This is a genomic window from Micromonospora sp. U21, assembly GCF_018070045.1.
Classification (GTDB): Bacteria; Actinomycetota; Actinomycetes; order Mycobacteriales; family Micromonosporaceae; genus Micromonospora.
Window position 1 is genome coordinate 122379 of the sequence record NZ_JAGPYK010000011.1, and the last position, 13159, is coordinate 135537.

Sequence of the window (13159 nt, forward strand, 5' to 3'; positions counted from 1 at the left end):
TCGGGACCGACCGACACCCGTCGGGCCTGGGCGCGGACCGGTCAGTGGTCTCCGCCGCGAAGTTGGTCGACGGTGTGCGCGAGGATCGGCCCGAGCACGGCCAGCCCGTCCCGGGCGCCGCCGGTCGAGCCGGGCAGGTTGACCACCAGCATCCGGCCGGCCACCCCGGCCAGCCCTCGGGACAGCACCGACGTGGGCACCCGCTCGCGACTGTGCGCGCGGATCGCCTCGGCGATGCCGGGGATCTCGTAATCCAGCAGACCCCGGGTCACGTCCGGCGTCCGGTCCGTCGGGGTGACCCCGGTGCCGCCGCTGGTCAACACGACTTCGATGCCGTCGGTGAGGGCTTCCTGCAAGGCCGCCCGGACCGGCTCGCCGTCGGGCACCACCACCGGCTCGTCGACCTGGCAGCCCAGCTCGAGCAGCCCGGCGGCGAGCAGCGGACCGCTGGTGTCGGCGTAGACGCCGGCCGCGGCCCGGTTGGACGCGACGATCACCCGGGCCCGGATCACGGCCGGTCCTCCGGTCGGACCCACTCGCCGGTCTTGCCGCCCTCCTTGCGCAGCACCCGGACCGCCTCCACCGAGGCCGCCGGGTCAACCGCCTTGACCATGTCGACCAGGGCGAGACCGGCGACCGCGACCGCGGTGAGTGCCTCCATCTCGACGCCCGTCCGGTCCGCGGTGCGGGCGGTTGCGGTGATCTCCACGGTGTCGACGGTGAGCCGCAGATCGACGGTGACGCCGTGCAGGGCGATCGGGTGGCAGAGCGGGATCAGCTCCGGGGTGCGCTTGGCGCCCATGATCCCGGCCAGCCGACCGACCGCCAGCGCGTCACCCTTGGGCAGGCCGTCGCGGTGCAGCAGGTCGACGACCTCGGGTGTGGTCCGCAGACGGCCAGCCGCGACGGCCAGCCGGCCGGTCACCGGCTTGGCGGAGACGTCGACCATCCGGGCCGCACCGGCGCGGTCGACGTGGCTGAGCTGCACGGGTTCTGTCACGGCGTGAGCCTATCGGTGCGGTACGACCGGTCGGCGTCCGGAATGAGCGACACCCGGAGGTGCGCCGAGGCTGCCCAGCCGGTCAATGCGTGGCGTACCTGGAACGTTCACCGCTCATCCTCGCCAGAAGGTTGGAGTTGGCCAATCCTCAGAGCCTCGGCGTGCGGCGAGGTGAGGCCGGATCGATTGCAGTGGGTAATCATTCCGCTGCCGGTTCAGCGCCCTCCCGGAATCCGGATTCGAACACACGTCGGATAATCGCTGTGAGTTGCGGGCGTTGGGTCACAGCAAAACGAGGCGTGCCGCGAGCACCGTCTGTTGCTTTGGCGTTTCGGGCTGCAACTTGAGTTCGGCAAGCCGCACCTCGACGTACCCAGAACCCGAATCCATGGTGTTCGGACGCTCACTCCGCGAGAATTGGCGGTGCCCGGAATTTGAGCCATGACTCCGTTCACCGTTCACCACAGCTGGAGGACCAGCGGCAATCAGGCACGGAGCGCAGATTCATCCGACCGGATCTACGCTGAGCCCGAACTCCGGATGAGGCCGGGGAGTCTGCTCGTCAGACTGAGAAGGAACCGTCGGGGCAGGCCCCGCGCACATCTTCCGACGGCGATTGGCAACATGCGAGCTGCAGAGGCGAACAAGTCGACCGCGCTCCGCTCAGGAGCCATGGACACACCGTCACAAAACCCTCCAGCTTGACTGATGTTGCGCATACCGACATTTATTACTGCTAACCGCATCGAGTTCGCTTTAGGCTCTCGTCACGAAGACCCCCGGGGATACAGAACCCGGGCTGGGATGAGTGGAGGGAGCGTGCAATGCGCGGCAGCGACTGGCACTGACATCAGAGTGACACTCAGCGGTAAGCTCCCGTCGTCAACATGTAACTGTCGGCGACGACAGGAGCTTCATGAGTCGGGTCACCTCAGAGAACACCACCAGGACAGATCGACAACTGCTGTTGCTCGTCGGTCTCGTCGTCGTACTGGCCATCGGCCCGACACTCATCGCCGTCGCCGACGTGCTGGCCCACCCGCCCGACTCCGTGGGCGACGGGGCGACCTTCGTCGCGCTGACGTTCATGACGGCCCTCGGGACGATCGTCAAGGTGCCGATCCGTATCCGTTCGACCACGCACGCCATCACCTGGATCGAGACGGCGATCGTGATCGGGCTCGCGGTGGCCCCACCCGCCTGGGTGGTGCTGGCAACCGGCACCGGCGTCGGCATCGCATCGGCCGTCATGAAGCTCGCGGTCATCAAGACGGCGTTCGGTGTCAGCAAGAACATCCTGGTCGCCGGTGGAGCGAGCGCCATCGCGCTGGCGGTCCACTGGCAGTGGCCACCGGTGGGCCTGGCGGAGCTCGTCACCCTGCTGGGCGCGATCTACCTGGTCGCCGCGCTCCTGGACGACCTGTTGGCAATCCCGGTGATCGCGCTCGCGACCGGCACCCGAATCTCCCGTCAGTTCCTGAACAACCTTGACCTCCGGCTAGCCGGCTTCGGCGTCCGCTTCGTCGTGGCCCTCTGCACCCTGCTCATCCTCCGGGCGGACCCGCGATTGCTGCTCGCTGTCCCACCGCTCATGTTGAGCCTGCACCTGGCCTACTCCGCGCGTATCCGGGGCCGCACCGAGCAGCAGGCGTGGCAGCGTCTCGCCCGCACCACCGACGCGCTCAACGTGGTGGACCTGGACAACGTCCTCACCACCGCCGTCACCCAGGCCGCCGAGTTGTTCTCCGCCGACGAGGTCGAGATCGAGCTGCGCAACGGGCGGACCGTCCGCGGCGGCACCGGCGGCATCACCTTCGACGGCCCGACCGGCGCACCCACCGACATCGACGGCACCGTCGTCCCCGCGCCGCTCGAGGGACACGACCGTTCGGTCGACGTCGGCGTGCTGCGACTGCGCTTCCGCGGCCCGGTGCAGCTCTCCGAGCGGGAGCAGTACACCCTGCGCACCTTCGCCTCCGCCCTCTGCACGGCGGTCCGCAACGCCCAGGCGTACGCCGAGCTGGCCCGGGCCGCCGACGAGCACGCGTACGCGGCCGCGCACGACGCGCTGACCGGCCTGGCCAACCGTCGGCACCTGCTGGACAAGGGCACCGAGCAGTTGAGCGGGCGGCACGCGGACGGCGTGACCGCGCTGGTGCTGATCGACCTCAACCACTTCAAGGAGGTCAACGACACGCTCGGGCACGCCGCCGGCGACCAGGTGCTGGTGCAGGTGGCCGAACGCCTGCGCGGCGCCGCCCAGGGCGGTGACCTGGTGGCCCGTCTCGGCGGCGACGAGTTCGCCGTACTCCTGCGCGGGCTGCCGGCCCCGGCGGTCGCCGGGCACCGGGCGGAGACACTGCTCGCCGCGTTGCACGAGCCGTTCGAGCTGGACGGCATGCGGATCAGCGTCGAGGCCAGCGGCGGGATCTCCGTCGCACCGGCCAGCGGTGGCATGGCGGAGCTGCTGCGCCGTGCCGACGTGGCGATGTACCAGGCGAAGCGGGCCGGTCAACGGATCTCCACCTACGCCCCGGCCCGGGACACCGCCGACCTCGGGCGGCTCACCCTCGGGGGTGACCTGCCACGGGCGGTGGCCGACCACGAGTTCGTCGTCAACTTCCAACCGATCGTCGACCTGGGCACCGGTGAGGTGACCAGCGCGGAGGCGCTGGCCCGCTGGCACCACCCCCACCACGGCATGATCGATCCGCTGCGGTTCCTGGAGGCGGTGGAGCGCTCGGGGCTGCTACCGGCCTTCGCCGAGGCGATCCTCGACCAGGCGTTGATCGCGGCCGCCGGCTGGCGCGACGCAGGCTTCGACGTCCCGGTCGCGGTCAACGTGTCCCCGCGCAGCCTGCTCGACGCGCGCTTCCCCGGCTCGGTGCTGGCCCGCCTGCGCGCCCACGACCTGCCACCGGACCGGCTGGTGCTGGAGTTGACCGAGACGCTGACCCTCAGCCAGCTCGACGTGGTGGACCGGGTGCTGAGCCGGCTGCGCGACGAGGGCGTCCGGTTGGCGCTGGACGACTTCGGCACCGGCTACTCCTCGCTCTCCCTGCTCTCCCGGATCCCGGTGCACGAGCTGAAGATCGACCGCAGCTTCGTGACGACGATGGAGAGTTCGGCGGAGGCTGCCGCCGTCATCCGCTCCACCCTCGACCTGGGCCGCAGCCTCGACCTGGACGTGGTGGCCGAGGGGGTGGAGAGCGAGCCGCAGCGACGGGCCCTCTGGGAGCTGGGTTGCACCGCCGGCCAGGGGCACCTGTTCGCCCGGCCGATGCCCTCCGGCACTCTCCTCGCGGCGTTGCAGCGTGGCTCGGGCGGCCGCCCGGGCACCCTCGCACCGCCGCTGCACGACGCCGGCGCGGTGATCCGGTTGACTCAGACCCGCCGCCAGAGCGGCCGATCACGCCCCGACCGTCTTCCCCACCTCCCCGCCTGACCGGCGGTACCAGCAGGGCGGTCTGCCAGACTGGCGCACGTGACCGCCGACCATCCGACCGCCCTCCGTCGCTGGCGGACGCTCGACACCGCCGCCGGAGGCCTCGCCCTCGACCTCGGCCTCTACGCCGTCTCGGCCGTCTTCGCCGCGATCACCGCGGTCACCTCGACGCTGCTGCCGCATCGGGCCTGGGGCGCGGTCGCCGCCGTCGGCTACCTGGTCGCGGCAATGGCGGTGGTCGTCCAGCTCCTGCTTCGCCGACGCGGCTCGGCCTCGCGGTTGGTCGGCCTGCCGGCCCGGTGGGCGGTCACCGGATTCGCCTGGGCGAGCACCGCCCTGCTGCCCCTGCTCTGGCAGAGCGTCGAGCGGGCCACCGGACGCACCGACCGGGCCCAGGAGGAGGTGCTGGTCGTGGAGCAGTCCGGGGCCCGCCTGCTGGAGCACGGCACGCCGTACCTCGGACGCGACGCGATAGCCGCCCTGCCGCCCGGCGAGCAACTGCTCGGCTACACCCCGTACCAGCCCGGCATGGCGATGTTCGGCCTGCCCAGAGGCCTGATCGACGCCTGGTGGACCGATGCCCGGGTCTGGTTCGCGGTGGGCACCGCGCTGGCGCTCGCCCTGGCCGTGGCCGCCCTGCGCGCCGCCCGCCGCGCACACCCGGCCGCACCGGCCGGCACGGACGACCGGCGGGACGCCACCCTCCTGCGGGGCGTGCAGGCCGCCACCGTCCTGCCGATCTGCGCGCTCACCCTCGCCACCGGCGGCGACGACCTGCCCGTACTCGCGCTCTGCCTGCTCGCCCTCGCGCTCGCCGCCGCCGACCGGCCCGGCCGGGCCGGACTCGCGGTGGGGCTTGCCGGCGCGCTGAAGCTGTTCGCCTGGCCGGTCGCCCTGGTCCTGATCGTGTGGGGGCTGACCCGACGGGCCGGGACCCGGGTCGCCGCCGGCGCGATCGGGTTGCCCGTGGCGGCGCTGCTCCCGGCCCTGCTGGTCGACCGCGACGCGCTGACCGAGAACGTGCTGCGCTTCCCGCTCGGGCACGGCCTGGTCACCAGCCCCGCGCAGTCCCCGTTCCCCGGCTATCTGATCGCCACCGCGCTGCCCGCCGGCCGGCTGATCGCCGCCGCGCTCCTGGTCGCGGCCGGCCTGGCCATCGCCGTCCGACTCGCCCGCCGCCCGCCCCGCACCGCCGTCGCCACCGCGCTGATCTGCGGGTACGGGCTGCTCGCCGCGATCGCCCTGATGCCCTCGACCCGGTTCGGCTACCTGCTGTACCCGCTGGCCATGCTCACCTGGGCGCCCGCCCTGCACCGCACCACCGACACGTCGACCGTCCCGCTGCCCGGCCAACTGTCCAGTCGGGCCACTTCGGTGTAAGTGTCGGGCAGAACGACGCAACAGGGCGTACACCTGAAGGCATGACCACGTACCGCGACCGGGCCGAGGCGGGCCAGGTGCTCGCCGATCGGCTCACCGCACTCATCGGCGAGCCGGACGTCGTCGTCCTCGGCCTGGTCCGCGGCGGCGTTCCGGTGGCCCGGGTCGTCGCTGAACGACTCGGCGCGCCACTGGACGTGCTGGTGGTCCGCAAGCTCGGCATGCCATGGGCCCGGGAGGTCGCCTTCGGGGCGCTCGGTCCGGGCGGCGTGCAGGTGCTCAACGAGGCGGTGGCCAGCCGGCTCAGCAGCGACGACATCGCCGAGGTCAACCACCGGGAAGAGGCCGAGTTGGAGCGCCGGGAGCGGCTCTACCGGGGCAGCCGTCCGCCGCTGGACCTCGCCGGACGGATCGCGGTGATCGTCGACGACGGTCTGGCCACCGGCGCGACCGCGCGCGCCTCCGTCGAGGTCGTCCGCCGACTCGGGGCACGCCGGGTGGTGGTCGCGGTGCCGGTCGGCGCGCAGGAGGCGTACGAACTCCTGGCCGCCGAGGCCGACCAGGTCGTCTGCGCTCAGCGCCCGCAGGATTTCGGTGCGGTCAGCGTCTACTACGAGGACTTCCACGAGGTGTCCGACGACGAGGTGATCGAGGCGCTTACGGCGACCGCGTGACTCGACCGGGTACCTTCGGATGATGAGTCTCACCTGTCCCAAGTGTCACGGAGAAATGCGCCAGTACGAGCGCAGCGGCGTCGTCATCGACCAGTGCGGGGAGTGTCGAGGCATCTTCCTCGACCGCGGCGAGCTGGAGAAGCTCTTCGAGGCGGAGGCCAACTGGAGCCGCCAGCAGGCCGGTGGCCCGCCGCCGCAGCCCGCTCAGCAGCCGGGGGGCTACCCGCCGCCGCCCGCCCCGGCGCAACACCAGCCCGGTTACGGTGCGGTCCCCCCGCCGCCCCCGCCCGCCCACGGCTACCCGCCGGCTCCGGCCTACGGCGGCCAACAGCACCACGGCTACCACGGCCACTACCGGCAGAAGAAGCGTAAGGGCTTCCTCGACGAGATGTTCGGCTGAGCCGAGGCCGTCATCCCGCCCGGGCCGATCCACGCGTCGGCCCGGGCGCTCCGCCCGCCAACCGTCGCCGACGGTTGGCGGGCGGCAGGGTCCGTGCGAGGCTGCATCGCATGAGCGCGATCCGGCCGGCCGAGGCGCTGGCCCAGGCGTACGACGGGATCACCGCGGTAATCGACGGCCGGGACGACGCGGACCTGCAACGACCCACCCGCTGCCGGGGTTGGCTCGTCGCGGACCTGCTCTTGCACGTGCTCGGCGACGCCCAGCGGGCCCTGGTCGCACTGGCCAGTCCCGCCGATGGCCCTGCCGACGTGGACGACGTGAGCTACTGGCGCGGCTTCCCGTCCGGCGGTGGTGACGACGCCCGACACGCCTGGTGGGTCCGCCGGTCGGCCGCCGCGTTCGACCGGCCGACCGGGATCGTCCAGCTCTGGGGGGAGACCGCCCCGGCGGCGGTCCGGGCCGCCGCAGCAGCCGACCCGACGGGGTACGTGACCACCCAGGGGCACGTGCTGCGCGTGGCGGACTTCCTCGCCACCCTGACCACCGAAGCCGTCGTCCACCACCTGGACCTGACGCCTGAACTGTCCGGCGCGCCGTCACCCGGCCCACTGGCGGTACGGGTCGCGGTGGCGACCATGGACGGTCTGATGAGCGACGACGCGGTCCGCCCGACCGGCTGGGACGACGAGAGGTTCCTGCTCAAGGCCACCGGGCGTCTCCCGCTCAGCGACCGGGACCGGTTGGAGCTGGGCGAGTCGGCCGGCTGGTTCCCGCTGCTCGGCTGAGCGGCGGTGCCCGCGTCGGTCAGACGATGGCCATGTCGACAAACCGGGACAGGTGCAGCTGGGCCGCGACCGTCACGGTGTCGGTCGGGCCATTTCGGTGCTTGGCGATGATGAAATCCGCCTCGCCCGCGCGCGGCGACTCCTTGTCGTAGTAGTCGTCGCGGTGCAGCAGGATGACCACGTCGGCATCCTGCTCGATCGAGTTGTGGGTGGCGATGCCGTTGGCGATGAAGTTGTGCTTCCCGAGCACCGTCGCGTCGAACACCTCTTGCTCCCCGATCGACTCGATGGAGACGATCGAGTCCCAGAAGATGTCGTTAGTCGCGTGCAGGTCCAGGTCGGCTGCGTCGAGGACGGCGGCAACCGCCGCCAGCCTGGAGCGGCTGGGCGCTCGCTTCCAGAGGGTGCTGCCGCAGAATTGAGTGCCGATCGCCTTGGCGAACTCCCGGTGGGTCATCCCCTGCTCGACCAGGATCTCCTTCACCCTGGCCCACACCTCGCGAGGCACGGTGTCGACGTTGGTGTTGCTCTGTGTCGACTCCAGCGCGTCAAGCAGCGAAGTGCAGCCTTCCGACCGCTGCCCATGGACGCCGATCTCCCGAAGGAACCGCAGTTGATCGTCCCGACCCGAGATGTCGAGGGTGTACTGCGGCCGGTGACCCACCGCGGGCACCATCTTCAGCCGGGCGGTGATGCCGTACCTGAGGAGCAGCCGGGAGATGTCCTCGAGCATTCGTCGGCTCGTCGACGCGAAATAGACGCGCCCGCCGCGACCTGAGCTGTTGACGGTCACTGAACCGTCCGTGGCCCACAGGTGCCGCAGGAAGAGAGTTATCTGCTCCTTGGGCAGGCTGAAGACGGTCGAGGGGATGAACTTTTCATGGGACCTCAGGCCGAAGATCCCCAGGTCATCCAGCCACGCCGCGATCGGGTTACGCCGACCACGAGCCAGCCGATAGGGCGCAGGCAGCCGAAGGGTGGTCACCCTCGCAGCCGCATAGTCGTCGCGGACGGCCGCGATCCCGAAGTGCTTCGCCGCTTCTGTGACGGCCTGCAGGTTCAACTCGTCCCGACTTGCGTATCGAATGGGTTGGCGCCGCACGAAGGAACCATCACCCAGCAGATGCGCCAGCATGACGACCTCCGCGTCGACCCACGGCCGGGTGGCCATCGGGGGTGGCAGATGTCGTGGCGTCGCGATCCGATCTCCAGGTGCGAGTTCGCCGAGCGGCACCCACCCGGCGAACGCGAGGAACGGATGGTTCGCCGTGGCGTCGATCTGTTTGCCCGAGGCGAGGGTCAGACGGAACACCTCGCGAGTGCCGCTCGGGAAGACGTGGGTCATGGTGCGGGGGGTGTAGCGCAGGCTTTCGTCCAGTGACCAGACCGGAATGTCCTTGGTGCTGTTGGCCAACAACTCACCGAGCGTGATCTCGGTGTTGTCATCGGCACGCACGACTCGGGTATCCGCAGTGAGGCAACCCGATTCGCGCAAATCGGACAGCTGTGGGCGCTTGTCGGTGCGTTGCTCGGGGCCACGGTTCAGCTGGCTGACCGCGATGACCGGGCACTCAACCTCCTTGGCCAGCAGCTTGAGGCCACGGGAGAGGTCTGCGACCTCCTGCTGCCGGCTCTCGGTGCGCTTCGGCGAGGTCATCAGCTGGAGGTAGTCGACCACGATCATCTTGAGGTCGTGCCGCTGCTTGAGCCGGCGGGCCTTGGCCCGGATCTCCATCAGGTTCATGCTCGGCGTGTCGTCGACGAAGAGCGGTGCCTCGCTGATCTCGCCCATGCACCGGGCCAGCTTCGTCCAGTCGTCGTCGGAGAGCTGCCCGCTGCGCAGCACGTGCAGCGGCACGCGCGCCTCGGCGGAGAGCAGTCGCATGACGATCTCGACCTTGCTCATTTCCAGCGAGAAGATGGCGGCCGCCTGGTTGGCGCGGATAGCGGCATTTCGGGCAAAGTCCATACTTGCCGTCGATTTGCCCAAACCAGGCCGGCCGGCCACGATGATGAGCTGGCCCGCGTGCAGGCCGTTGAGCAGCCGGTCCAGGTCGGTGAAGCCGGTCGGGACGCCGGTCATCATCCCGCCCTGCGCGCCCACCGCCTCGATCTCGTCCAGCGTCGGCTGCAACATGTCGGCCAGGACCACGAAGTCCTCGCTGACCCGGCGTTCGGTGACGTCGTAGACGGCCTGCTGGGCGAGGTCGACGACGTCGTCGACGTCGCGGCTGCCGCCCTGGGCGGTGCCGTAACCCAACTGCACGATCTTGGTGCCGGCCTCGACCAACCGGCGCAGCACCGCCCGCTCGCTGACGATCCGTGCGTAGTAGGCGGCGTTCGCGGCGGTGGGCACGCTGGCGATGAGGGTGTGCAGGTAGGGCGCGCCGCCGATGCGTACCAGGTCACCGGAGTTGGCGAGGGCGGCCGCCACGGTGATCGAGTCGGCCGGCTCACCCCGGCCGTAGATGTCCAGGATGATGTCGAAGATGCTGGCGTGCACCGGCCGGTAGAAGTCGTTGGTCTTCAGGATCTCGACGACGTCGGCGATGGCGTCCTTGGACAGCAGCATGCCGCCGAGGACGCACTGTTCTGCTGCGACATCCTGGGGCGGGGTCTTGTCGAACTGACCGTCGCGCTGCGCAGGCGGCTGGCCGCCCGAGCGTGGCTCCGCCCGCATGTCGTCGGTGACCGACACGGGTCCCCCCTCCACTGCGCCGGATCCGGTCCCAGCTCTATCGCCGGGGTACGACAATTCCGTCCGACCGGGCCGGTCGATCGGGGGCCATCGCGCCGGCGGTCGAGGGCCAACCATACGGACCCCGAGGTCAGCGACTCAACAAGGCCGGTGGACGAGCCTCGGGACAACCTGTGGATGTCGGTGGACGAGCATGTGCGCAGCGTGTGCACAGCCTGTGGACAACGCTTGGGGAATTCCCGGCCGCACCTCCTTGACCTGCGGGTATGTGATCCCCAGCCTGTGGAGGAGAATATTTCGGTCGGGCCTGTGACACGATCGTCCCGTACTATCTCCAGCGAACGGCTACACCTGGACAGCGGATTACGCTTTCGGTTCAGAAGGGTCACACTCCGGCCGTGAGTTACCGGGACTGGGGACGCGGGGAGGACAGCCCGCGCGAGCGCCAGCCGACCGCCTCGTGGGGTGAGCGCATGCCATCCCTTCCGGTCGACCCGTACGACGAGGACGGGCGCTATCGCACCTCCAGCCGCCGGCGTGCACTGGACCGGGGGCAGGACGAGCCGGTCGACGCCTACCTGCCCCGGTGGGCACTGGAGTCGGGCGTCCGGCACGCTGACGGCGGTGGCCGCCACGCCGCCCCGGATGACGACGAGGCCCAGCCCGAGCTGCGAAGTTCCGGAGCTGACCGGCGGGCCAGCGAGACGACGAGCACCCGGCGGCTGGTCGGCGAGACGGGTTGGCGGGAGCGTCCGGCGATCGGCGCGGCGCCCGACTCGGACCACACCCGGGAGTGGACGCTCGACCGCCCACAGGGGCAGGGGTACGCCGGCCGCCGACGCGCCGACTCGGCGGAGGAGGAGCCGGTCTCCGGCGCGGTCCCGGACCGCCGCCCCCGCCGTGCGCCCGCCGGCCGTCCCCAGGTGATCTGGTCCGGCGGGGACCTGGAGCCCGCCCCGGCCGAGCCGGCGCCCCGCCGGGACGCGGACCGGCCCACCCGGCCCACGCGGCGCAGCCGCCGTTCGGCGGAGGAGTCCTGGACCCGCCCGGCGATCGACCCGTGGGAGCGCGGTTCCGAGCGGACGCCGGAACCCGACCCGTCGTACGCGCCTGCGGTGGACCCGTGGGACGCCTCGGGCGTGCACGCGTGGCCGCCGGTGGCCGATACGGACCGCACGGACCTGAGTGGGCAGTGGGCGCAGGCGGAGAGCATCGGTGGTTGGGAACTGTCCGACCGCACCGGCCAGTGGGAGCGGTCCGCGGTCGAGGACGACCAGTGGAACCGGACGGTCCCGCCGCGCTCCGACCGGTCAGCGGCGGAGGGTTGGCCGAGCCGGGACGACCGGTTCTGGTCCGGCACCCGGCTGGCCGATGACGATCCCCGCTGGACGGATCCGCCGACGTCGGCACCCCGGTCGCCGGTGGTGGGGTACACGGCCCCGCGCCCGCGCAGCGCACCCGTGCCGCGTGCTGCGCCGGTACCGCGTGGTGGTGGGCCACGACGCCGGGTGGAGCAACCGCAGGTCGGGGTGGCCTCGGTGCGCCGGCGCGTCGAGTCCGTGGCCACGGGTGGCTGGGCCCGGCGCCTGGAGGACGACCTGCTCGACCCGGATCCCGGTGGGTCCGTCCGGCCGATGCTGTACACCGCCGCCTGCTACCTGGTGCCGGCGATGCTGATCTTCGTCTGGCTGCTGACCCTGGACAGCCAGGCGCCGGCCGGGTGCGTCACCGACATCAGCGGGGGTGGGTGCGACTCGCCCCGGTCGCGCGCGTTGGAGTCGCTGCTCGCCGGCTCGCCCCGCTTCGGGTTGGCGCTGGTGAGCAGTCTGGTGGTGGCGGCGCTGCTGCGCCGGGTCGGTACGACGTGGCGCTCGGCCACCATCGCGCTCGCCGCCGCCGTGGTGGGCGGGGGTCTCTCCACGGTGTTGATCAGCGCGGTGACCGGTCAGCCGATCGGCTGACCGGGCGCGGGCCCGACGACGGTACGCACGAGGGCCCGCACCGATCGCTCGGTACGGGCCCTCGTGGTGGTGTCGCTGGTGTCAGCCCTGAACGACGTTCAGGTTGAACGACGCGGTCACCTCGGGGTGCAGCTTGATCTTCACCGGGTAGGTGCCGGTCGACTTGATGTGACCGGGCACCTCCAGCCGACGCCGGTCGAGGACCGGGCCGCCGGAGGACTTGACGGCGTCGACGATCTCGGCCGAAGTGACCGAGCCGAAGAGCCGACCGCCGTCGCCGGCGCGCGCCTTCAGGTTGACCTTGAGACCCTCGAGCTGACCCTTGACCTCGTTGGCGTGGTCGAGGTCGCGGATCTCACGAGCCGAGCGGGCCCGCTTGATGACCGTGACCTGCTTTTCCGCGCCCTTGGTCCAGGCGATCGCGAAGCCCTGCGGCAGCAGGTAGTTACGGCCGAAGCCGTCCTTGACCTCGACGATGTCGCCCGGGGCACCGAGGCCGGACACTTCCTGAGTCAGGATGATCTTCATATCGGTGCCTCCTCTCAGCGGGTGGTGGCCGTGTACGGCAGGAGCGCCATCTCACGGGCGTTCTTGACCGCACGGGCGATCTGCCGCTGCTGCTGCGAGGTCACGCCGGTCACCCGCCGAGCGCGGATCTTGCCGCGGTCGGAGATGAACTTGCGCAGCAGCGCGGTGTCCTTGTAATCGATGTAGGTGATCCCGTCCTTGTCGAGCGGGTTCACCTTCTTCTTCGGCTTGCGAAGTGCCGCAGCCTTGGCCATTGCTCGTGCTCCTGGTTTGCGATCGCGGGCG

General features: G+C 71.0%; 11 protein-coding genes. 6 read left to right on the plus strand and 5 right to left on the minus strand.

All coding sequences use genetic code 11. The features are described 5' to 3' along the window. Positions 1-41: 41 nt before the first annotated feature. Both KBX63_RS17015 and moaC read right to left on the minus strand, forming a co-directional pair. The gene (locus KBX63_RS17015; RefSeq protein ID WP_210912216.1) at positions 42-512 is read right to left on the minus strand and encodes a molybdenum cofactor biosynthesis protein B; all 471 of its coding nucleotides are present in this window, start codon (positions 510-512) and stop codon (positions 42-44) included. Further along, positions 509-1000, minus strand: coding sequence for a cyclic pyranopterin monophosphate synthase MoaC (moaC, locus tag KBX63_RS17020; protein ID WP_210912217.1), 492 nt, complete (start codon positions 998-1000; stop codon positions 509-511). The genes KBX63_RS17015 and moaC overlap by 4 nt, the downstream gene beginning before the upstream one ends. Positions 1001-1916: 916 nt before the next feature. Here moaC and KBX63_RS17025 point away from each other — a divergent pair. The 5 genes from KBX63_RS17025 (at position 1917) to KBX63_RS17045 (ending at position 7687) form a co-directional block, all read left to right on the plus strand. Continuing rightward, on the plus strand, positions 1917-4445 hold the full coding sequence (locus KBX63_RS17025; RefSeq protein ID WP_210912218.1) for a bifunctional diguanylate cyclase/phosphodiesterase: 2529 nt from the start codon (positions 1917-1919) through the stop codon (positions 4443-4445). Between the two features lie 39 nt (positions 4446-4484). Further along, positions 4485-5825 carry a glycosyltransferase 87 family protein gene (locus tag KBX63_RS17030; protein ID WP_210912219.1) on the plus strand — a complete coding sequence of 447 codons (1341 nt, stop codon included), beginning with the start codon at positions 4485-4487 and terminating at the stop codon, positions 5823-5825. Positions 5826-5866: 41 nt separating this feature from the next. Beyond that, entirely contained in the window at positions 5867-6499 is a 633-nt protein-coding gene (locus KBX63_RS17035; RefSeq protein ID WP_210912220.1) for a phosphoribosyltransferase, read from the plus strand. A gap of 19 nt (positions 6500-6518) precedes the next feature. After that, positions 6519-6899, plus strand: a complete 381-nt coding sequence (locus KBX63_RS17040; RefSeq protein ID WP_210912221.1) for a zf-TFIIB domain-containing protein — start codon at positions 6519-6521, stop codon at positions 6897-6899. Between the two features lie 110 nt (positions 6900-7009). Beyond that, positions 7010-7687: a maleylpyruvate isomerase N-terminal domain-containing protein gene (locus KBX63_RS17045; protein ID WP_210912222.1), complete on the plus strand. Its 678-nt coding sequence runs from the start codon at positions 7010-7012 to the stop codon at positions 7685-7687. 19 nt (positions 7688-7706) lie between these two features. On the opposite strand, the gene KBX63_RS17050 is transcribed toward KBX63_RS17045, so the two are convergent. After that, positions 7707-10400 carry a replicative DNA helicase gene (locus KBX63_RS17050; protein WP_307871742.1) on the minus strand — a complete coding sequence of 898 codons (2694 nt, stop codon included), beginning with the start codon at positions 10398-10400 and terminating at the stop codon, positions 7707-7709. 458 nt (positions 10401-10858) lie between these two features. Here KBX63_RS17050 and KBX63_RS17055 point away from each other — a divergent pair, with 458 nt between their 5' ends. After that, positions 10859-12346 carry a hypothetical protein gene (locus KBX63_RS17055; protein ID WP_210912223.1) on the plus strand — a complete coding sequence of 496 codons (1488 nt, stop codon included), beginning with the start codon at positions 10859-10861 and terminating at the stop codon, positions 12344-12346. Positions 12347-12427: 81 nt separating this feature from the next. Here KBX63_RS17055 and rplI read toward each other — a convergent pair whose 3' ends face one another. Both rplI and rpsR read right to left on the minus strand, forming a co-directional pair. Beyond that, positions 12428-12874 (minus strand): 50S ribosomal protein L9, encoded by a 447-nt coding sequence (gene rplI, locus KBX63_RS17060; protein ID WP_210912224.1) that lies wholly within the window; start codon positions 12872-12874, stop codon positions 12428-12430. A 14-nt stretch (positions 12875-12888) separates the two neighbouring features. After that, positions 12889-13128, minus strand: coding sequence for a 30S ribosomal protein S18 (gene rpsR / locus KBX63_RS17065; protein ID WP_013289355.1), 240 nt, complete (start codon positions 13126-13128; stop codon positions 12889-12891). Positions 13129-13159: the final 31 nt, after the last annotated feature.

Coding starts and splice junctions, on each gene's coding strand:
- KBX63_RS17025 (WP_210912218.1), top strand. CDS start 1,917: ATGAGTCGGGTCACCTCAGAGAACACCACCAGGACAGATCGACAACTG.
- KBX63_RS17035 (WP_210912220.1), top strand. CDS start 5,867: ATGACCACGTACCGCGACCGGGCCGAGGCGGGCCAGGTGCTCGCCGAT.
- KBX63_RS17040 (WP_210912221.1), top strand. CDS start 6,519: ATGATGAGTCTCACCTGTCCCAAGTGTCACGGAGAAATGCGCCAGTAC.
- KBX63_RS17045 (WP_210912222.1), top strand. CDS start 7,010: ATGAGCGCGATCCGGCCGGCCGAGGCGCTGGCCCAGGCGTACGACGGG.
- KBX63_RS17055 (WP_210912223.1), top strand. CDS start 10,859: ATGCCATCCCTTCCGGTCGACCCGTACGACGAGGACGGGCGCTATCGC.
- rplI (WP_210912224.1), bottom strand. CDS start 12,874: ATGAAGATCATCCTGACTCAGGAAGTGTCCGGCCTCGGTGCCCCGGGC.
- rpsR (WP_013289355.1), bottom strand. CDS start 13,128: ATGGCCAAGGCTGCGGCACTTCGCAAGCCGAAGAAGAAGGTGAACCCG.